Origin of the sequence: Rheinheimera pacifica, assembly GCF_024809855.1 — a bacterium.
Lineage (GTDB): Bacteria > Pseudomonadota > Gammaproteobacteria > Enterobacterales > Alteromonadaceae > Alishewanella > Alishewanella pacifica_A.
In genome coordinates, this window is record NZ_JANUEM010000011.1 from 72,944 (window position 1) to 93,724 (window position 20,781).

The window sequence follows — 20,781 nt, forward strand, 5'->3', positions numbered from 1 at the left end:
GCTGTGTTTTTGCCGTTATAGCTTAACGGCAGGCTCAGCTGAGCCAATACGGGTAACCAGCAGCTGGTCAATTTTGTAGCTGTCGATATCGACTACTTCAAACTTATAGCCGCCATGCAGCACAAAGTCGGTGCGTTTAGGAATTTTACGCAGCGTATACATCATAAAACCGGCAATGGTTTCATAGTTTTCCGGGCTGGGGAAGCTATCAATATCCAGCACCCGCATAACATCCTGCAGCGGCGTTAATCCCTCTACCAGCCAGGAGCTGGCATCACGGGCTACTATCTGTTCTTCCTCAGAACTTACCAGCTCGCCCATTACAATACTCATCACATCTTTTAGTGTAATAATGCCCACTACCAATGCGTATTCATTCATAATAATGGCAAAATCTACCCCGGCCGATTTAAAGTGCTCCAGCACTTCGTACAACGACAAGGTATCGGGAATAATAAGCGGCTGGCGTACTATGCCCTCTTTTTTCAGTGATATAGGCTGATCGTGCAACACCTGCATTAGAATATCGCGGGTATCAACATAACCCACTACTTTGTCCAGCACGCCATCACAAACAACAAATTTAGCATGCGGGTGTTCGGCAATTTTGGCTTTAATGCTGTCTTGTGATTCATTGTTAGTGAAAAAAATCAGGCTTTCGCGCGCTGTCATGGCCGAGGTTACGGTGCGAGATTCCATATCAAACACGTTTTCCAGTAGCTGGTGCTCATGCTCCTGCAATACTCCGGCCTGCGCACCGGCTTCCATCATGGCAATAATATCTTCCGGGGTAATATCATCTTTGCGCATGGTAGGTACATTAAACAGGCTGAAAAATAAATTAGCCAGGCTGTTAAACAGCCAAACCAGAGGCTTTAGCAACATGATCAAAAACAGCATCGGGCCAACCACTTTAGTGGCAATTTTCTCCGGTGCTATCATCGCCAACCGTTTGGGCATTAAATCGGCAAACAGGATAAACAGCGAGGTAACAAAAAATACTGACAGGGCAAAACCTGCGCTTGCCACCCAGGCACCGCTGAAAAACAGTGTTAGTAAAGCAGTAAAGTAAGGGGTAAAAGCCGATTCACCCAAAATACCGCCCAAAATCGCCACCGCATTAAGGCCAATTTGTACTATGGTAAAAAAGTTACCTGGGTGCTCCTGCAATGCCAGAACCTTCTCGGCATTGGCGTCACCTTCAGTTGCCATCAGCCGCAGGCGCATTTTTCGTGATGCCGCCAGTGCAATTTCAGATACCGAAAAAAATGCACTGCAGGCAACCAGCGCCAGCATCAGCAACATATATTCCAGCGTAGACATATTCTCTCCCGTATAACAGCATCAGCCTAAAACACTGACATATGGCGCTAGTATAGCGCTGTTGTATGACCAAACCTGCTAACTATCTGAAAATATTCAAACAGCCGCTGGAGAAAAGCTAAAAGTACGGTAATTCGCGCTGATTATCATAAATTCATTTGATACATATCAAACACTGCCTGCCAGCATGGTGTACATTTATTGAGCAAATTATGAATACCGGAGCCAGGCTATGACAAATGTCTCTAAATCTAATGTGCTTAGCATAGTACTGGCCGGTGGTGCAGGTAAAAGGCTGCAGCCACTGACATTAAAGCAGGCTAAACCGGCTTTGCCTTTTATTAAGCACCGGCGGGTTATTGACTTTGCATTAAGTAATTTATGGCATTCAGGCTTACGGCAAGCGCTGGTATTAACTCAATATAAACCCGACAGCCTGCACCAGCATTTACAGCAATTCTGGCAACCAATGTTTAACCGTGATGGCTTTTTGCGATGGTATCAGGCAGCGGCGTCTGTTTGCCAGGGTACGGCAGGAGCAGTTGCTGCCCGGCTTAGTATCATTCGCGATCAGCGCCCGGATGTGATAGCGGTATTAAGTGCCGATCATGTTTATAAAATGGACTACCGCCAAATGCTGGAGTTTCATCAACAGCAACAGCTTGCGGTAACGGTTGCAGCTATAGCTGTACCGGTGGCTCAGGCCCGGCAATTTGGTATTTTTAAGGTAAACGATAACTACCGTATCTGTGGTTTTATTGAAAAACCACAGGGCGAAGTACCACAAATACCCGGCAAACCAGGCTATGCACTGGCGTCGATGGGTAACTATTTATTTAATGCCGATAGCTTGTATCAACTGCTAGATAACATCGACCTTACGCAACCGGTAGACTTTGGCCATGACCTGCTGCCAGCACTGTTTCGGCAGCAACAAGCCTGCGTGTACAACTTTAGCAATAACCGGTTGCCAGGCGGGCAAGGCCTGCCGCACTACTGGCGTGATGTCGGTACTTTGGCTACGTACTTCCACAGCAGGCTGGATATACTACAGCACCCCGACTGGCTTGACGGTCCAACACAACACTGGCCGATACTGGCAGCTAACACCCAGGAACCCAAAATAAGGCTATGCACCCGCGCTATGCAGCGCTTAACGCTGCAACATCTTCACCCACTATATGCCTAGCATGCAATGGTTACAGCAACGAAAATGCCAGGGCCAGGCTACGGCCACTTAATAACAGGCTTATCAGCAACACCAGCACCCCCAGCCCGTTTTGCCAGTGGTTATTTTTATAGGGCCCCAGCAATGTATGGTTCATCGCCAGCAATAAACATAAACACATCAACGGCAATAAAATACCGTTAGCTACCTGAGCAAACCAGATTACACTTACCGGCCGGATCCCCAGCGACGCCAGCACCACACCACACACAATAATAAACAGCCAGGTAAAACGAAACAGCGGTAGCTTAAGATTAAGCGGCTTACCTAAAATACCTGACAACGCATAAGCCGCCGCTAACGGTGCAGTAATAGCAGATGACAAACCGGCCGCTATCAGGCCCAGTGCTAGGCACCAGGTAGCAGCATTACCAAACAAGGGCGTTAAGCTTTGTGCCAATTGCGCTACGTTTTCCAGCTGTTGCTCGCGGCCAAAAAACGCCGCTGCAGCCGTTGATACTATGGCTATAGAAATAAGGCCACCAAGCGGAATAGCCAGCGCCATATCCTGGCGTGACGCCTTAAGTGCAGTATTAGTGTCGGTGTGCTGTTTCGGCCATTTTTGTGCGGCACCGGCAGCATGTAAAAACAGCGAATATGGCACTACCGTGGTACCAATCAGCGCCACCACCGTTAACAGCGCACCTTGCGGAATAACAGGTATAAAAGCGCCGCTAAACAGTGCAGCCAAATCCGGCTTGGTCAGCAACATAGTGCCAATAAACGCCAGGCTCATTAGCAGCACCAGGGCAATAAGACAGCGCTCTATCAGCTTATACTGGCCAAACCATAGCACCACAGCTGCTACAGCGCCCAGCAACAGCGCCCACAGGTTAATACCGGTACTGCTGTGCCAGCGCTGGATCAACGGCAGCTGGCCAAACAATGCATCGGCCCCCAGCGCAGCACCGCTGATATTACCGCCCTGATAGGCGCTGTTGCCAATGACGATAGCAGCCACCACCAACAGTAGCAGCGGCCAGCGCAGGAATGGCTTACGTACCAGCTCACGCAGGTTTTCCCCCAGACCGCGGCCGGTAACAATACCCAGCCGGGCTGACATTTCCTGCAGCACCATAGTGGCAAATACGGAAAACAACAGCGCCCACACTAAGGCATAACCGTAGTTAGCCCCGGCAAGTGATGCCGTAATAACGGTTCCCGGGCCAATAAAGGCGGCAGTCACCAGGGTTGCAGGGCCAAACCACGACCTTTTAAGTGGCGGTGTCTGTTTACTGGATAGCGTGTCGGACATAGTTAGCAGATGACAAAAATAGCAATGGCGCTACCTTAGCATAAGGCAGCGCCATTTTGTGTAACTGCTATGTCTGTGTAGCTTTACAACAGGCCTTCTTTGGTGTCCAGATGCTCCTGTCTGTGATGCTCTGCAATTTCCGCTGCCAGTTGCTGCTTGCTACGGGTTTCACGAATGCGTAACTCGGTTAGCCAGTAAAAAAACAACGGTACAAAAAATACTGCCAGGAAGGTTGCCGCCATCATGCCGCCCATTACACCGGTACCTACGCTGTGGCGTGCTCCGGCACCGGCGCCACTGCTAAATGCCAGTGGCACAACACCCAGAATAAACGCCAGTGAGGTCATAATAATCGGCCTGAAACGCAAACGTGCAGCCTCCAGCGCTGCGGTACCGGTACTCCAGCCCTGCTGCGTTTTCATTAGCGCATATTCAACAATTAAGATGGCATTTTTCGCAGCTAACCCGAGTAAGGTTACCAGGCCAATCTGGAAGTACACATCGTTGGTTAAACCGGCCAGCCAAACGGCAACCAGCGCACCAAAGATACCAAATGGCATCGCCAGCAGTACTGAAAGTGGCAGTGACCATTTCTCATACAGCGCCGCCAGAATTAAAAATACCATTACCACCGCCATGCCCAGTGCCAAGCCGGTGGTACCGCCGCTGCGCTTCTCCTGAAAGGCGCTGCCGGTCCAGTCGTAACTGATATCGGGTGGTAGCATAGTATTGGCAATACGTTCAATCTCGGCAATCGCCTGGCCCGAGCTGTAACCGGGCGCGGCATTACCCAGCAGTTTTACTGCCGGCAGATTGTTGTAGCGTTCCATATTGTCCGGGCCCGAGCTGTACTGAATTTCAGCCAGTGCCGACATTGGGATCATCTCACCGCTTTGGCTTTTAACATAAATATGGTTGATGTCGTCAGGTTTCATACGGAACTGCGCATCGGCCGACATTAACACCTGCCAGGCACGGCCATACTTATTAAAGTCATTTACATAGTAAGTTCCAAGCGTACCGGCCAGAGTATTAAAGGCGTCGTTTACCGGTACACCCAGCGCTTTAGCGCGCTCGCGATCCAGGTTAACTTTAAGCTGCGGCGTATTAGGCCGCCACAGTGTTTGCACGCCAGCCAGCACCGGGCTTTGCCCGGCCGCGCCCTGCATAATCCCCATAGCTTCGGCCAGTTTTTCCGGCCCGCCATCGCCACGGTTTTGCAAATAAAACTCAAAACCACCGGTATTACCCAAGCCAAAAATAGGCGGCGGGTTAAAGGCCAGTACTAATGCTTCATTAATACCGGCTGTTTTCATAAACAGCTCGTTTACCAGATCGCTGGCGCTGATATCACGCTCACTCCAGTCTTTCTGGGTAACGAAGATAGTAGCTGCACTGTTTTTATAACCGCCGCCGATAAAGTCAAAACCGGCAAAGCTGATCACATCTTTGTTGGCCGGGTTAGAACGGATAGCAGCAATCACCTGCTCGGTAACTTTTTGCGTGCGCTCCAGCGAGGCACCATCAGGTAAAAAGATCGCCGCTATATAAAAGCCCTGATCTTCATCCGGCACCAGTGAGCCTGGTGTCGCCTTCCACATACCGGCAGTAATAAAAATCATGCCGCCTACCAATATCAGCGCCAGTAAACCACGGCGCAGGAAAAAGCCCACAGTAGAGACATATTTGCCGGTAATGCGCTGGAAAAACGCATTAAACCAGAGAAAAAACTTCGCTGTTTGTTTATGCTCGTGGCGCAAAATCATCACGCACAGTGCCGGTGTCATTACCAGTGCAACCACACCGGATAAGCTCACCGCAATAGAAATGGTTACCGCAAACTGGCGGAACAGTTCGCCGGTTAAACCACCTAAAAAGGCAATCGGTACAAACACCGCACACAGCACCATGACGATAGCCACCACCGGGCCCGATACTTCCTGCATGGCCTTTATTGCCGCATCACGCGCTGACACATGCTCTTCGTGCATAATACGTTCTACGTTTTCCAGTACAACGATGGCATCATCAACCACTATACCTATCGACAGCACCATGCCAAACAACGTTAGCGTATTGATGGAATAACCCAGCATATACAAACCGGCAAAAGTACCCAGCAACGAGATCGGCACAGCCAGAATCGGAATTAACGTAGCACGCCAGTTTTGTAAAAACAGATACACCACCAGAAACACCAGCAGCATGGCTTCAGCAAGGGTTTTTACTACCTCACGGATAGACACTTCAACAAAGCGCGTGGTGTCATAAGGCGTGGCCTGAGCTAAACCGCTTGGAAAACGCTGCTTTAATTCGGCAATCGTACGGTTTACTTCGTCTGCTACATCCAGTGCATTAGCTCCGGGCTGCAGAAATATACCCACCAGCGTGGCTGACTGGCCATTATACTGGCCAACAAAGTCATAATCGCGTGAGCCCAGCTCTACCCTGGCAATATCTTTTATCCGTAACGTACTGCCATCTGAGTTAGCACGGATAATAACGTTCTCAAACTCTTCAGCAGTAGAAAAACGCCCCTGCGCGGTAACGGTATACACCAGCTCCTGTGCGTCAGCTGAAGTTGGTGTGGCACCAATTTTACCGGCGGCAAACTGAGCATTTTGCTCACCTAACGCAGCAGCAACTTCCGGCACCGTGACTTTAAGCTGGCTCATTTGATCCGGCCGCAGCCAGATACGCATGGCGTAATCTTTAGCACCAAAAATCTGTACGTTAGTGGTGCCGGGAATACGTTTTAACCGGTCCAGCACGTTTAACGTGACGTAGTTTGACGTCCATAAATCGTCACGGCTGCCATCGGGTGAGTAAAATGCCAGTACCTGTAAAAAACTCGACGAGCCTTTTTCTACCGTTATGCCCTGGCGCCGTACTTCTTCCGGCAAACGCGCTTCTACTTTGCTAACGCGGTTATTTACATTCACCGCGGCCTGATCAACATCAGTGCCAATTTCAAAGGTAATAAAGATAGTAGTAATGCCTGAACTGGTAGAGGTAGACGACATATACATCATGCCCTCTACACCGGTAATGGCGTTTTCCAGCGGTGCCGCTACAGTTTGCTCCAGCACTTCAGAAGAAGCTCCGGGGTACACGGCCATTACCTGCACCACCGGCGGCGCAATTTCAGGATACTGCGCTACCGGCAAGCTACGCATAGCAGCCAGGCCCGCCAGACAGATAAAAATACCTATTACAAGCGCAAAGATAGGCCGGTCAATAAAATAACGAGAGAACATACGCTGATCCTTGCCTGTTAGCCTGCATTAGCCGCAGATGCAGCCAGTTGCACCGGCATACCTGGGAAGAAAATACGTGCCATACCTTCGATGATCACCACATCGCCACTTTTCAGGCCGCTTTTAATTACCCAACCATTGCCGTTATCCAGCTTTACCCACTCGCCTACTTCAACCGGCGCAGGCAACGCCACTTTACCGCCCTGCTCGCCGTCGGCTAACAGGTAAACAAATTTACCGGTACCACTATCCAGTACAGCTTTTTGTGGCACCACAATGGCGTTATGCCGCACCGCGCCTTCAAGCTGAATACGCACAAACTGTCCGGGGCGCAATAAAGCGTCGGGGTTAGCAATTTCAGCTTTCATTTCACTGGTGCCGGTTTGGGTATTAATACGGACATCGGAAAAATCTACCACGCCAGCCTGGTTATACACCGAGCCATCGGCCAGCAGCAGCTTAACCTGCCATTTCTCAGGCAAATCAACCTTACCGCTTTGTGCTTCAGCACGCAGTTTCAGCTGGTCACGCTCAGCTACAGAAAAGCGCACATACATTGGATCTAGCTGGGTAACGTGCGTTAGCAACAGTTCGGGGCCTGAGACCAGGGAGCCCTCTGACACCAGCTCACGACTAACCACACCATTAATTGGTGAGCGTACTTCGGTATAGTTCAGCTGTAACTGTGACTGCTGCAAAATGGCTTCTGCTGTTTTTACATCAGCCCCGGCAACATCCAGCGCAGATAAAGCGTCATCATAGGCTTGTTGCGACACTGCGCCATCTTTACGCAGCTTATCCAGCCGCTTAAGCGTGCGTTCTGCCTGTGCCCGGCGTGCTTGTGCCGCTGCTAATTCTGCTTTATTACGGTTAACCGCAGCCTGAAAAGGCGCAGCATCCAGGCTGAATAATGTCTGATCAGCTTTAACCGCTGCCCCTTCGGTAAAATTACGCTTCTCCAGAATACCGGACACTCTGGCGCGAATTTCCACCTCGCGTGAACCTGCCAGCAAAGCCGGGCTTTCGATCAGCAGCGGTACTGTTTTCAATTCTACGGTTTGCACATTTACGGTAGCAGGCGGCATCCCCCCGCCACCAGCATCCGATGCGGCAGAAGGCTCTGAACAGGCACTCAATAAGCCCAGTGAAAACATGACAGCTGTTAATTTAGCTGTACCGGAAGATAATGACATTCTTGTCATACAAGTACCTTTAAGCTGGCCGCCTTTACTGCAGGCAGCAACGCAGGCTGCAGCAGTACCACGCGGGAATGTTATGTAATATAAGCAGAGGAAATAAGATTAAACGCCAGTAAAATAGCACATTTCTTACCGAGCGGAATAAAATAAATACGAAGAATTGTAAAAAGCTGTTGCAGCGTATTTTTCAGCGAATCATTGCGCGTTGCAATGCAGGAATAAAGTAGAGCTGCAGGCATAAAAAAGCCCCGGAAAACGGGGCGTTTTAAACTGAAATAAGTGTCAACTTACTTCAGGACTAGTCAAAGCGTAGTATTTGTTAGCGGCGTGACATTCTGCGGCCAACACCTAAACCTAACAAAGCCAGGCCAAAAATTGCCAGTGACGCAGGCTCTGGTACAGCTGTTGGTTGAAACCCTGTTTGCACTAAAAATGTTGCCTGGCCGCCGGTAAAATTGAAGGTTGGCTCGCTGCTATAAGAAATATGCAGGCTGTTGGCAGTGTATGATAACAGCGGCTGAACACCATTGGTCACCAGATTATTGCTCAGCAAAGAAAAACCGGTAATAAACTCTCCAGGCTCACTAAAAACGATGTTGCTCATCCAGGCATCAAACGTCTGAAAGTCCCAGGTGTCTTGTGAGGTTAATGTCAGTACACTGTTTAACGGATCAAAATCCATCCACACCACACCACCACCCCAACCTGCAGGGTTAGCAACTAAGTTACCAGAGTTTAACTCAGTACCGGCACCGATAGTTTGCGCCAGGCTCTGGTAGGTTTTAGCACCTTGTGAACTATAATCCGGCAGGTGAGAATCGGCGCGGAAATCAGCACTGATCAAGCCCGCGTAGGAAAAGCATGACACAGACAGCAAAATCATCGACACAATGGCTTTCTTCAACATAAACAGCATCCTTCTTATGTACAGCTGAATTACTACTGCCAGAATAAAGCAAGCTTTATGCCACCATCTCCCTACTATTTAAGATCAATAACTTAAGCCAAAAAGCCTATTCCTTTCCGGCTTACAATGTAAATAAAGCTGACAACATCAACGTTACAGCGCTAGGCAAAACTATTCGCAGCAGCCTGCCGGGCTTGTTGTTCCAGTTCTGCTTTTAATGCCGGCTGTAGTTTAAGTTGGTTTGCCAGCTCGGTTAAGTAAGCGCGCTCCATAAAGTTTTCTTCATCTACCACCAGCACACTGGCCAGGTACATTTCTGCGGCCATTTCAGCTGTTGTTGCGCTGCGGGCTATGTCAGCCGGGTCCAGCGGTTTTTTCAGTTCAGCGTCAAACCAATGTTGCAGCTCACCGTCGCGGGTTAAACGGGCAATTTCGTTATCAATCAGTTCACGCTCTTTATCATCTATATGACCGTCTGCTTTAGCTGCCCCAATAATGGCACGTAAAATAGCGTAACTATGCTGCTCGGCCTGCGGCGGCGGTAAGCGATCGATCGTTTGTGGCTGTGCTTGCGACACATTACTACCCTGCTGTTGCTGCCAATTGCTGTAAGCTTTATAAGCCACAACACCAAGCGCAGCTAAACCACCATAGGTGAGTACTTTGCCACCCATTTTGCGACCTGCTTTACTGCCAAGCAGCAGCCCCAAAGCACCACCGCCCAAGGCTGCGCCGCCTTTACCGGATAAAAAACCACCGGCACCACTTTGCGGGTTACTGCCTTTGCCGGACAATAATTCTGAGCCTTGTTTAAACAACTGATCTAGTAAACCTTTTGTATTCATATTTTTGCATCCTGTGATCGACATCAGCCATCTGACTACGGCGGCAGAAAAAGATTCCGCTTTGACACTAACTGTTACAACCTGATGTTTTGCCAGGGCGACACAATGTGCTTTACTTGTGCTCGAATCAGAACCATAACAAGGATACATCATGTTTAAACCACGTTACCTTGCACTGTTTTGTGCGCTGGCGAGCAGCGCTGCCTTTGCCAATGATGGCACACGCTTATTGCGCCAGCCGGATATATCAGCAGAGCATCTTGCTTTTGTTTACGGCGGCGATATCTGGCTTAGCGATAAAAATGGCCAAAACCCACGCCAGTTAACCAGCCACCCGGCCAGCGAATTTGCGCCGAAGTTTTCTCCCGATGGTAACTGGATTGCCTTTTCAGCCAGCTATGATAATAACACCGATGTATACGTTATGCCGGTTAGTGGCGGTGCAGCCAAACGACTGACCTTTCACCCCGGTGCAGACACAGTAAATGGCTGGACCCCGGATGGCAAAAGCGTGATCTTTGCCTCTAACCGTGAAGTCGCCAACAGCCGCAGTAATCAGCTATATAAAGTCAGTATTGATGGTGGTTACCCGCAGCAGTTAATGCAAGCCGTGGCGTTTGAAGGCGATTTGAGCAGTGATGGCAAAAAGCTGGCCTACCGGCCAAATAATATGGCATACAGCGGCGCCAGTGGCTGGCGTTTACACCGTGGTGGCAGCACCCCGCCGGTGTGGATTATCGATTTAGAAAAACAGCAGTTGGAAAAGATCCCCCACCCCAATGCCAACGAGTTTAACCCGTTCTGGCTTAACAACACAGTTTATTTCCTGTCAGATCGCGACAATAAAGCGGTTAACCTGTTCCGTTACAGCGATAAGCAGGTAACGCAACTAACCAACAACACCGACTGGGATTTACGCAGCGCTGCAGGCTATGGCAACACTATAGTGTATGAAGCCGGTGGCTTTTTGCACCAGCTGGATGTGAGCAACGGACAAAGCTCGCCGCTAACAATAAATATTAATACCCAGTCAGCACAATTGCGCCCACAGTGGAAAGACGCCAGCAAAACCCTTACCCGCGCCCGTTTGTCGGCGACCGGCCAACGTTTAGTGCTAAGCGCCCGTGGCGATGTGTTTACCGTACCGGTAAAAGATGGCAGCAGCCGTAATCTTACGCAAAGCAGCGGCATTAATGAATTTGATGGCCTGTGGAGCCCGGATGGCAGCAAAGTGGCTTATATTTCCGATGCCGGTAATAAGCACCAACTGGTGCTACAGGCTCAGGATGGCTTAAGCACAGCAGAAACTTTTGCGTTGTCAGACACCGGCTACTTTAACCTGCTGAGCTTTTCGCCAGACGGTAACCTGATTGCCTATCACGACAACCATTTAAACCTGTATGTGTTTAACCTTAAAACCAAACGCAGCCAAAAACTGGATACCTCAGAGAGGCGCAACGGTTTTAATGTGTCGTTCTCACCCGACAGCCGCTACTTAGCTTATACGGTATCCGGCGCTAACTATTTCAGCCAGATAAAACTGTTTGATTTTAACACCAACAAAGCTACGCAAATTACCGATGGTTTAAGCCAGGCTGATGATCCGGTATTTACCCAGGATTATCTGTACTTTACTGCCTCGGTCAACACCGGCCCGTCTCAGGTGGGGCTGGATTTATCTACCCGCGAGCGGCCGGTACGTAAAGCTATTTATGCCTATGTACTCTCTGCCGATGGTCAATCGCCGTTATTACCTAAAGCCGGGGATGAGCCGCTAAAAACGGCCGACAGCAAAGACGATAAAAAGAATAAAGACGACAAAGCAACTGCGGTTAAAGCCGTAAAAATTGATATTGCCGGTTTACAAAACCGCATAGTGGCGCTGCCGCTGCCAGAGCGTAATTACGACAGCTTAAGCGTCGCCAGCGACGGCGCACTATTTTACGTAGAACGTACACAACCGGGTGTCAGCAATGAATTACCCGGCAGCAACGGCCAAAACAACGGCACCTTATACCGCTTTGACTTTGAAGAGAAAAAAGCCGAACAGGTAAAAGATAGCCTGGCCAGCTATAACCTGAGTGACGATGGCAAAAAGCTGCTGTTAGTCAGCCTGCCAAATACATTGCAGGTAGGTGATGCCAAAACTAAACCTGAAGCCAAACCTGTAAGCCTGGCAGAAGTACGCAGTTTTGTTGACCCGGCGCAGGAGTGGCAGCAAATCTTTAACGACGCCTGGCGTATGCAGCAAGAGTACTTCTATGATGCCAAAATGCACGGCATCAACTGGCAGGCGGTATATGACAAATACCAGCCCATGCTAAAACATGTGCAGCGGCGTGAAGACTTAAACGACGTACTGGTAGAAATGATTGCCGAGCTACAGGTGGGCCATAACCGGATTGGTGGCGGCGATGTACACCAGGAAAACCCGACCAAAGCCGGTTTGCTTGGTGCCGACTTTGCTATCAGCAATGGTAAATATCAGTTTAAAACGGTTTATCAGGGCGATCGCTGGAGCCCGTTCTTAAAAGCGCCGTTAAATGTGCCGGGTGCCAGTGCTAAAGCCGGCGATTACCTGCTGGCTATTAACGGCAAAGAGCTTAACGCCTCTGATAATATTCATGCTTTTATGGATAACACCCTGGGTAAACAGGTAGTACTGAGCATTGCCGACGATGCCCGTGGCAAAAACCGCCGTAATATTACCGTAGAGCCGGTAGCCAACGACAGCCAGTTGCGCTTATGGCACTGGGTAGAACAAAACCGCCAGTTAGTGGCAGAAAAAACCGATGGCAAAGTGGCCTATGTTTACCTGCCTAATACCGCAGATGGTGGTTTTTACTTCTTTAACCGCATGTTCTTTGCGCAAACCGATAAACCGGCAGTGATTATTGACGAGCGCAAAAATGGCGGTGGCCAGGCAGCAAACTACATTACCGAAATTCTTGGTAGGCCATTTTTATCGGGCTGGAAAGATCGTGACGGTTTAGTGTTTACCACACCGGGCGCAGGTATTTACGGCCCGAAAACCATGCTGATAGATCAGGATGCCGGCTCAGGTGGCGATTTCCTACCCTGGGCATTTAAGCGCCTGGGCTTGGGTAAAACCATCGGCACCCGCACCTGGGGCGGTTTAATTGGTATTTCAGCTAACCCGAATATGATAGACGGTGGCTTCCACGTTGTGCCGTTCTTCCGCTTTTACACGCCGGATGGCGAATGGCGGGTAGAAAACGAAGGCGTAGCACCGGATATCGAGGTAGAGTTGGATCCAATAGCAGTAAATAAAGGCCGGGATGTACAGCTGGAACGTGCCATTGAGCATACGCTGGCCGAACTGAAAGCCAACCCGCCAAAAGATCACAGCAAAGCCCCGGCCATGCCGACTAAACTGGGTTTATAATCTCCCGCACCAAACGCAAAAACCGCTGCCAGCCAGCGGTTTTTTTATCTGAAGATTGCCGGATAACCTTACCCGACAAACTTTTTGCTAAGCTGGGCCACGCGCTGGCCTAAGTAGTGTGCGGTAAGTAAATCGGTTTCGTCTAACAACCCATCGGCTGAATGCGCGATAAGGCCAGATTGCGCGCCCAGCCGGTTAAGTTCGCTGCCCTTCTGGTTACCGGGATTATCCAGCCCTACCCATAACATACCCTGCTGATTTGCCAGAATTTGCAGATACTGCAGCGTATGTAACTGATCGCCGCTAAAGTTAGTGCCAATTGTAAAACCGGCGGCAATTTTATTAGCCCATAACTGCGGCTCCCAGCACTCGCTGCTGGCATCGGCAAAAGCTTTAAACTGCGCCGACACAGACCCCATATAAGTAGGTGAGCCAAATATTATGGCATCGGCACTGGTTAATTCCTCCAGCAGTTTGCTATTGCAAAACCGACCTGCGCTGATATCAGTGCTGGCAATTTCGGACTGCATAACATTTACGCCAGGCACGGTTGCCGCACCGCCAGCTACCGCTGCAGCTAACTGCCGGGTACTACCGCTGGCAGAATAAAACACTACTGCGACTGTTATCACTTACCCTTCCTTATCAATAGTCACTTGATCAATACTCTCGTGATCAAAGTTTTATCTTTGAACTGTGTATTCAAAAGCCGCAATTACGCGGCTTTGCTTTGCATAACTTGCTGGTGCAGCATCAGCGCGGCGTGCTGCAGTTGTAAAAACAACGGTGTGTGTTTTACCTGTTGATATTGTGCATCAAACACTTGATGAAAGTTGGGTACTGATACTGTAGCAACAAGCCTGGCTCCCATAAAAGGTGCAGCCTGTACTGCTGCCTGCAGCACACTTTGTGCGCCACCGGCCCCCGGCGCTGCGGAGAGAAACAACGCCGGTTTATACTGAAAAATATGCCGTTGGCTGCGCGAAGCCCAGTCATATAAATTTTTAAAGGCGGCGGTAAAGGTGCCGTTATGTTCGGCAAAAGATACTATCAGACCGTCAGCTTCGGCTATTTGCTGCAAAAACGCCGTTACCTTTGCCGGTGAACCCAGCTCAGCTTCGCGTTGCTCGCTGTATATCGGCAGCTCATAGTCATCAATATTTAAGCTGAGCACCTCAGCCTGTGGCAGTAGCCTGGCAACACTTAATGCCAGTTGCTGGTTAATAGAGTGCGGATTATTACTGGCAGCAAAAGCAAGAATTTTCATACCGCCTCCTTACGGGCTTTTTCCTGGTTTAAATTGCGCTCGGCCGGTATATCACTTAGATACTCAACAAACTCCACTTCAAACCCGGCCGGGTCAATAAAGTAGATATTTTTACGGTAAGGATCGTCAGCACCAGGCTTGGCAATGGCATAACCTGCGGTATTCAGTCTGGCGATAACGGCATTCAGATTGTTAGTAACATAAGCAAAATGCGCCAAGCCAACACTGTGGCCAGCCAGCTCGCGGTTTTGGCCCTCGCCGTGATCGCTTAGCGCTAAATAATGATAATCGTCACCAAAGTGCAGCCATTTTCGCGGCTTGCCATACCATTCGCCCCGCCCCTCATCACGAATATGCCAGTGTGGAAAAGCAGCACGGTAAAAATGCAGCATGGCATCAATATCTGCCACCACCAGGTTCACATGTTCCAGATACATAGTTATCTCCTAATCAGATTATTTATTCTGCATAGTGCGGTTGAACAGTCGGAAAAACTGACACAAAAAGCTGTTGCAGCGCGGCTCTGAGTTGTGCGGTAGAGTGTCCATATCTTATCTCCTTGCAATTAAACTGACAGCAGGTTAAAACCTTAACCTAAGTTAAGGTAAAGTGTTTTTTTGAAAAAAATGGCAGAAAAATGAAGAGGCTTGGGATGACAGAAGCAACATTGAGTGTCGGGCGTGTCGCCAAACGCTGTGGTGTTAAAGTAAGTACACTGCATTTTTACGAACAAAAGGGCCTGATTAAAAGCTGGCGTAATGATGGCAATCAACGCCGCTACAAACCGGAAGTGCTAAGGCGTATTTCAGTGATTAAAGCGGCACAAAAAGTTGGTATTAGCCTGGAGGAAATAAAACTGGCTTTTCTGTCCCTGCCCGACAGCCGCACGCCTACTGTGGAAGACTGGCAGCTGTTATCAACCAACTGGCAGCAAATGCTGGATGCACGCATTGCCTACCTGCAAAAACTGCGCGATTACATGACAGGCTGTATTGGCTGTGGCTGCCTTAGCATGAGCAAATGCCCGCTGTATAACCCGGATGATGTTTTAGCTACGCAAGGCACCGGGCCGGTGATCCTGGAGCAGGCAGAGCAATAAATCCGTGTTAGTTCTGTTGTTTTTCAAACTGCATATCGAACAGTGTAGCCCTGATCACAGCTCTGTTTTCTAATTCAAAGGTGACGAGTTCTCCACCTGGTGGTATTAGCGCTAACCGTATTGTATCTGCTTGCGGATAAGCTGTGGCAACACCTTGTAACAACCCAATCCTTGCTGTTAAAACATTGCCATCTACATCAATAAACAACGTTCCTAACTGAGGGTTAACATAACGGCCAACATAATGCTCTACCGGTAAAGTAAGCGCCCATTTTCGTTCTGCCATAGCCTGCTGTGATTTAACATAGCCCGCTGCCAGCTTTTGAAATTGTTGTGCCAGTTGTGTAGCACGTTCGGTAGCACTAAAGGTAGAGCCAGCAAGCTTATCGTAAACAAAGTTGGCAATCGCGTCTGGCAGGAAAGAGCCGACCAAAGCCTCATTGGTAAATACAGCCACTCCGAGTTCACGCTCTGGCAGGTAAGAAACATGAGACCGAAAGCCAGAAAAACTGCCAAAATGCTGTAACATAGGCTGTCCAGAATAACGGGCAATATACCAGCCAAGTCCATAATCCTGACGTTGATAATCGCCAAATGCCTGATTCACGCTGGCCAATGGCAAACGGGTTTGCCGGACCACAGCAGCTGGCAATATTTGCTTATTACCGACGCGGCCATCCCTAATCATCAGCTCCAGCCATAACAGAGCATCAGCGGGGCTCATCAGCATACCTCCAGCGGAGTGCATGGTAGCGTCCTGTTTATCTAATGCCAGCGCTTGTACCGACTGACCATCTGGCGCCAGCAAAAAGGGGCTGGCAATTGACCAGCCTACAGCTACGGCCTCCGACACATAGGCTGTCGTATGTGTCATACCTGCTGGCCGGATAATTTCTGCCATAATAAGCTGCTGCCAGGGGGTGGCCAGCTGTTTATCCGTCAGTGTCGTCAGAATGTTATAACCGGTATTGGTATATTTGAATGTGCCCAGTGGTGCACTGGTATTAGCTGAAGATATCTGCAAAAGTTGCCATAACATCTCGGGGGTAGAATCGCCGGTATAAGCACTACGAATAGCAATGGCATCATTTTTTATGCCCGAGGTATGCGCCAGCAGCGATCTTAATGTTACCTGCTCCGGCTTAATAGCCGCTGGCCATGGAACTTGAGGTGCAAAAATGGCTAAGCTGCTATCGAGATTAATTTTGCCTTGCTGGTGCAGGCTGTTCATACTCAGCGCCACAACCGATTTGGTTGAAGAAGCAATATAGAATGCAGTATCCGGTTTTACTGCTTCGCCCCTGACATTGGCCTGACCGAAGCCCTGAACATAAACGCCGTCAGGTGTATAAATTGCCACCCCAACCCCAACAGATAAACCAGTTTGCGTCAGAAAACTATTTATCAACGTATCAACTTCTGACGCAACAACTAGCTGTTTAGGTTGCGCTGACGATTTATAGATACAGGCTGACAGCAAAGATATCACCAAGCAGGATACAATAAGACGACCGAATTGAAACATAACCTTTCCTTTTAGGCATAACCAAGTCGTAATAATGCCAGTTTAGTCCCCAGGGTATAGGACGATCTTAACAGTCAGCCTGCAACCATAGGCCCTGATAATAGCCGGGTGTACGGCCAGTTGCGCGGCGAAACACTCTGCACATATGGCTCTGATCATAAAATCCCACCGCTACTGCAATGTCAGCCAGACTGGTTTGAGCTAGCAACAGTTGTAGTGCCCGTTTAACGGCATGAGACTGCGCAAACAGGGTAATAGAAGTACCAAAACAGCTATGGAATAACCTGGATATATGTGCTGGGTGCACTCCAACTGAGTTGGCATAATCTGATATATTGGTCCCAACCAGGCCCGTTTCCTCAATCTGTGCTTTTAACAGATTAAGCCAGACCGGTGGCTTAGGCCGCCGTTTTAGCATGCCCCCGGCAGCAGCACAGATATCGGCAATGGTGATGTGCAGTGCAGCACCATTGCCCGCCACTGCAGCGTCAATAGCCGCTGCAGTATGTAATAAAGCCAAGTTTCCCTTTTGCAACTGCCAGCCAATTTGATTCACTTTGTCATGTAGGCCGTCGTCACCATACATTTGCGGTTCAATGGTGATATGGGTGGCACCCGCCGCGCAATAGCGGTTTTCATGCCGCGTCTGATATGACTTCAACAGGATGTCACCCGGCATAACCACCGCCGACTGCTGCGCAACATCTTCTGCTACTGTGCCGTTAAGTGTTAAGGTAATACGTGACTGCGTATCATAGTGTGGTGTAAAAATGGTGGAAGCAGCGTAACGCTTTGATATCACCCGCAATGAATGATCCTCAAATAACACTTTACAACGTTGTATTTTCTGCATCTTTTAACCTTAAATACTTCCAGACTCCGGTTAATTCTGCTGATACGCTAAACTGGGTACCAGATGCAATCAAGTTGTTTTTCTGCAAAAACTAAGTGGCTGCCTTAGCATGAGCAAATGCCCGCTATATAACCCGGATGATGTTTTAGCTACGCAAGGCACCGGGCAGGTGATCCTGGAGCAAATAGAATAACGGCTTGTGCCGGGACCCAGTTGGCAAAGTCATACAGCGGCATATTAGGTGTACAACTGTTCACTGAAATAATTATGAAGCAGTAGAAAGGGAAATTTTAACTTATTTACATTCAAAAACTTAATAGACAAACTATTAAACCAGCTTAGAACAAACTGGCCAAACCAGATATTTTAGTGTACAACTGTGCGCTGAAATTAACCGGTATGTGATCCTGTAGTGAAACCACTTTTATCGCGCCTTTGGCGCAACTTTTGTTTAATGCTGGGCAATCAGAGTTCGTTAACCCTATATTTTCTGCCGCTGTTACAGCACATTGCGCCGGGCTTTCTACCGGGCCAGTATCGCGCCCGCCTGCTGTACCGCCAATGGCAAACCGCTGATATGCTAAAGCTTAACTTTAGTATATCCGGCCGATGGCCTGGCTTTGTGCCGGGCCAGCATGTGGTTCTAACGTTCAAACACAATGGCCGCTATATCAGCCGGCCTTTTAGTATTTGCTCGCCACTTAGCCTGTGGCAAAGCCAGCGCCAAATACAGCTGTGCTGCAAAATTAACCGCAATGGCGAATTTACGCCGCTATTAAACCAGCTAAAAAATGGCGCTGTCGTTAATATCAGTAAAGCGCAGGGTAATTTTGCCTGGCAGCAACCGGCTGCAGCCGCAGTATTTGTGGCGGCGGGCTCTGGTATTACGCCTGTAGCAGCCATGCTGTTAAGCCAGCGCCACTGGTTGGCGCCGGTAAGTTTATTTTACCGCTGCCGCGGGGCAGAAAACGCCGCCTTGTTAAACGACCTGCAACAACTCGCCACACGCCAACCGCTGTTTACCTTAACGTTATCTGACAGCCGTACCGAACCTGCTGAAACACTGCAACAACAGCTGATTGCTAACAGCAGCAACAAGCAGTTTTATCTGTGCGGCCCGGCAGGTTTTATGCAGCAGATACACACAGCACTTACTAACAACGGCGTAAATGCCGCGCAAATCCGGCAAGAGCAATTTGGTTTGGTAATACCAGCCCCGGCTGAGCACACCACTGATACCAAGCAGCTAACCGCCAGCTTTATCCGCGCCGGTACTAGCACACAGGTAACACTAAACCCACAGCAAAGTTTATTGCAAAGTGCCGAGCAACACGGCCTTACGCCACGTTTTGGTTGCCGTATGGGCGTATGTTTTCAGTGCGTGTGTGACAAAGTATCCGGCCAGGTGCGTGATTTACGCAGCGGAGCACTCAGCAGCCACGGTACTGAGCAAATTCAGCTGTGTGTAAGCCAGCCGGTAACCAAATTAGTGATTAAGCTATAACAGGACCTTTAATGAAACTAACCACCGAACAATTTACCGCGCTGGCGCATGAGCTCGATAGCGTAAAACAGCAGGTGCAACAGCAATTGGGTGACGCCGATGCGCGCTATATCCGCCGCGTATTACTCACTCAGCGTTTAAGTGCACTAAGCGGGCGCATTTTAATGGTGCTGGGTTTTATTACGCCCTGGCTGTGGCTGGCAGGTGTATTATTGTTAGCACTGGCAAAAATTCTCGATAATATGGAAATTGGCCACAATGTGCTGCACGGGCAATATGATTGGATGAATGATCCGATGCTGCATTCCAGACGCTACGAGTGGGATATTGCCTGCGATGCCGGTTCGTGGCAGCGCACACATAATTTTGAGCACCATACTTACACCAATATTATTGGTAAAGATCGCGACTTTGGTTACGGCCTGCTGCGTTTAAGCAACGATTTTCGCTGGCGGCTGCGGAACCTGTGGCAAGGAGGTTCTTATCTGCTGCTAAGCATGCTGTTTCAGTGGGGAGTGTCGTATCACGAGTTAGCTGCGCAGCGGGTATTCTTTGGTAAAAAGAAGCCTGAGCGCCATTCACAGGTTAGCGATAGCGAGCTGAAAAAGGCCTTTTTTGGCAAGGGTGCGCGCCAACTGATTAAAGACTATGTATTTTTCCCGCTAATCGCCGGGCCAATGTGGCTATGGGTGCTAACCGGTAATTTACTGGCTAATTTACTGCGCAATTTATGGACGTCAACGGTAATTTTTTGCGGCCACTTTACCAAAGACATATATGTGTTTAGCGCGGCAGAGTGCGAGGGCGAAAGCCGTGGCCAGTGGTATTACCGCCAGATGCTGGGCTCGTCTAACTTTACCGGCCCCACCTGGCTGCATATTTTAACCGGCCACTTAAGCTGCCAGATAGAGCACCACCTGTTCCCCGATATTCCGGCACGGCACTACCCGGCTATGGCAAAACAAGTGCAGGCTATCGCCGCTAAATACGGCATCCCTTATAATACAGGTAGCTTTGTGCGCCAATACAGCACGGTATTTTTACGTATTATGCGTTATTCACTACCGGGTGGTGAGAAAGCAGTAAAGGCATTGTAGAAAAAGCTACTGAACC

Annotated in this window: 16 protein-coding genes; 5 read left to right on the forward strand and 11 right to left on the reverse strand. The window is 49.3% G+C overall.

Features of this window, described 5'->3' with window-relative positions; genetic code table 11:
• Positions 1-15 precede the first annotated feature (15 nt).
• Complete coding sequence (paeA, locus tag M2404_RS14230) at positions 16-1,323, reverse strand: polyamine export protein PaeA (protein ID WP_259240418.1); 1,308 nt, start codon at positions 1,321-1,323, stop codon at positions 16-18.
• Between the two features lie 232 nt (positions 1,324-1,555).
• Between paeA and M2404_RS14235 the strand changes: the two genes are divergently transcribed.
• Complete coding sequence (locus tag M2404_RS14235; RefSeq protein ID WP_259240419.1) at positions 1,556-2,512, forward strand: sugar phosphate nucleotidyltransferase; 957 nt, start codon at positions 1,556-1,558, stop codon at positions 2,510-2,512.
• Positions 2,513-2,522: 10 nt separating this feature from the next.
• On the opposite strand, the gene M2404_RS14240 is transcribed toward M2404_RS14235, so the two are convergent.
• The 5 genes from M2404_RS14240 to M2404_RS14260 form a co-directional block, all read right to left on the reverse strand.
• Entirely contained in the window at positions 2,523-3,806 is a 1,284-nt protein-coding gene (locus M2404_RS14240) for an Nramp family divalent metal transporter (RefSeq protein WP_259240420.1), read from the reverse strand.
• A gap of 83 nt (positions 3,807-3,889) precedes the next feature.
• Positions 3,890-7,063, reverse strand: a complete 3,174-nt coding sequence (locus tag M2404_RS14245; RefSeq protein ID WP_259240421.1) for an efflux RND transporter permease subunit — start codon at positions 7,061-7,063, stop codon at positions 3,890-3,892.
• Between the two features lie 17 nt (positions 7,064-7,080).
• Positions 7,081-8,265 (reverse strand): efflux RND transporter periplasmic adaptor subunit, encoded by a 1,185-nt coding sequence (locus tag M2404_RS14250; protein WP_259240422.1) that lies wholly within the window; start codon positions 8,263-8,265, stop codon positions 7,081-7,083.
• Between the two features lie 316 nt (positions 8,266-8,581).
• Positions 8,582-9,169 carry a PEP-CTERM sorting domain-containing protein gene (locus M2404_RS14255; protein WP_259240423.1) on the reverse strand — a complete coding sequence of 196 codons (588 nt, stop codon included), beginning with the start codon at positions 9,167-9,169 and terminating at the stop codon, positions 8,582-8,584.
• A 161-nt stretch (positions 9,170-9,330) separates the two neighbouring features.
• Positions 9,331-10,014 carry a tellurite resistance TerB family protein gene (locus M2404_RS14260; RefSeq protein WP_259240424.1) on the reverse strand — a complete coding sequence of 228 codons (684 nt, stop codon included), beginning with the start codon at positions 10,012-10,014 and terminating at the stop codon, positions 9,331-9,333.
• A 151-nt stretch (positions 10,015-10,165) separates the two neighbouring features.
• Between M2404_RS14260 and M2404_RS14265 the strand changes: the two genes are divergently transcribed.
• Positions 10,166-13,420 (forward strand): S41 family peptidase, encoded by a 3,255-nt coding sequence (locus M2404_RS14265; protein WP_259240425.1) that lies wholly within the window; start codon positions 10,166-10,168, stop codon positions 13,418-13,420.
• Positions 13,421-13,488: 68 nt separating this feature from the next.
• Here the strand turns inward: M2404_RS14265 and M2404_RS14270 are convergent, their stop codons facing one another.
• From M2404_RS14270 to M2404_RS14280, 3 genes are all read right to left on the reverse strand, one after another.
• Complete coding sequence (locus M2404_RS14270) at positions 13,489-14,052, reverse strand: flavodoxin family protein (protein ID WP_259240426.1); 564 nt, start codon at positions 14,050-14,052, stop codon at positions 13,489-13,491.
• An 83-nt stretch (positions 14,053-14,135) separates the two neighbouring features.
• Entirely contained in the window at positions 14,136-14,687 is a 552-nt protein-coding gene (locus M2404_RS14275; protein ID WP_259240427.1) for an NADPH-dependent FMN reductase, read from the reverse strand.
• On the reverse strand, positions 14,684-15,124 hold the full coding sequence (locus M2404_RS14280) for a VOC family protein (protein ID WP_259240428.1): 441 nt from the start codon (positions 15,122-15,124) through the stop codon (positions 14,684-14,686). Before M2404_RS14280 ends, M2404_RS14275 begins: the two co-directional genes overlap by 4 nt.
• Positions 15,125-15,339: 215 nt before the next feature.
• Here M2404_RS14280 and soxR point away from each other — a divergent pair, with 215 nt between their 5' ends.
• Complete coding sequence (gene soxR / locus M2404_RS14285; RefSeq protein ID WP_259240429.1) at positions 15,340-15,786, forward strand: redox-sensitive transcriptional activator SoxR; 447 nt, start codon at positions 15,340-15,342, stop codon at positions 15,784-15,786.
• A gap of 7 nt (positions 15,787-15,793) precedes the next feature.
• On the opposite strand, the gene M2404_RS14290 is transcribed toward soxR, so the two are convergent.
• Positions 15,794-17,311 carry a serine hydrolase gene (locus M2404_RS14290; protein WP_259240430.1) on the reverse strand — a complete coding sequence of 506 codons (1,518 nt, stop codon included), beginning with the start codon at positions 17,309-17,311 and terminating at the stop codon, positions 15,794-15,796.
• Between the two features lie 67 nt (positions 17,312-17,378).
• A complete protein-coding gene (locus tag M2404_RS14295) occupies positions 17,379-18,164 on the reverse strand; it encodes a helix-turn-helix domain-containing protein (RefSeq protein WP_259240431.1) in 786 nt (261 codons plus the stop codon).
• Positions 18,165-18,618: 454 nt separating this feature from the next.
• Between M2404_RS14295 and M2404_RS14300 the strand changes: the two genes are divergently transcribed.
• Together M2404_RS14300 and M2404_RS14305 are read left to right on the forward strand one after the other, a co-directional pair.
• The gene (locus tag M2404_RS14300) at positions 18,619-19,668 is read left to right on the forward strand and encodes a flavin reductase family protein (protein WP_259240432.1); all 1,050 of its coding nucleotides are present in this window, start codon (positions 18,619-18,621) and stop codon (positions 19,666-19,668) included.
• An 11-nt stretch (positions 19,669-19,679) separates the two neighbouring features.
• Complete coding sequence (locus M2404_RS14305) at positions 19,680-20,765, forward strand: fatty acid desaturase family protein (protein ID WP_259240433.1); 1,086 nt, start codon at positions 19,680-19,682, stop codon at positions 20,763-20,765.
• The last annotated feature ends 16 nt before the right edge of the window (positions 20,766-20,781 follow it).

Bases quoted from the DNA above. Each gene is read 5' to 3' on its own strand.
- M2404_RS14295 (WP_259240431.1), bottom strand. From the start codon at position 18,164: ATGCAGAAAATACAACGTTGTAAAGTGTTATTTGAGGATCATTCATTG.
- M2404_RS14260 (WP_259240424.1), bottom strand. From the start codon at position 10,014: ATGAATACAAAAGGTTTACTAGATCAGTTGTTTAAACAAGGCTCAGAA.
- M2404_RS14265 (WP_259240425.1), top strand. From the start codon at position 10,166: ATGTTTAAACCACGTTACCTTGCACTGTTTTGTGCGCTGGCGAGCAGC.
- paeA (WP_259240418.1), bottom strand. From the start codon at position 1,323: ATGTCTACGCTGGAATATATGTTGCTGATGCTGGCGCTGGTTGCCTGC.
- M2404_RS14300 (WP_259240432.1), top strand. From the start codon at position 18,619: ATGCTGGGCAATCAGAGTTCGTTAACCCTATATTTTCTGCCGCTGTTA.
- M2404_RS14280 (WP_259240428.1), bottom strand. From the start codon at position 15,124: ATGTATCTGGAACATGTGAACCTGGTGGTGGCAGATATTGATGCCATG.
- soxR (WP_259240429.1), top strand. From the start codon at position 15,340: ATGACAGAAGCAACATTGAGTGTCGGGCGTGTCGCCAAACGCTGTGGT.
- M2404_RS14245 (WP_259240421.1), bottom strand. From the start codon at position 7,063: ATGTTCTCTCGTTATTTTATTGACCGGCCTATCTTTGCGCTTGTAATA.
- M2404_RS14290 (WP_259240430.1), bottom strand. From the start codon at position 17,311: ATGTTTCAATTCGGTCGTCTTATTGTATCCTGCTTGGTGATATCTTTG.
- M2404_RS14275 (WP_259240427.1), bottom strand. From the start codon at position 14,687: ATGAAAATTCTTGCTTTTGCTGCCAGTAATAATCCGCACTCTATTAAC.
- M2404_RS14255 (WP_259240423.1), bottom strand. From the start codon at position 9,169: ATGTTGAAGAAAGCCATTGTGTCGATGATTTTGCTGTCTGTGTCATGC.
- M2404_RS14240 (WP_259240420.1), bottom strand. From the start codon at position 3,806: ATGTCCGACACGCTATCCAGTAAACAGACACCGCCACTTAAAAGGTCG.
- M2404_RS14250 (WP_259240422.1), bottom strand. From the start codon at position 8,265: ATGACAAGAATGTCATTATCTTCCGGTACAGCTAAATTAACAGCTGTC.
- M2404_RS14235 (WP_259240419.1), top strand. From the start codon at position 1,556: ATGACAAATGTCTCTAAATCTAATGTGCTTAGCATAGTACTGGCCGGT.
- M2404_RS14305 (WP_259240433.1), top strand. From the start codon at position 19,680: ATGAAACTAACCACCGAACAATTTACCGCGCTGGCGCATGAGCTCGAT.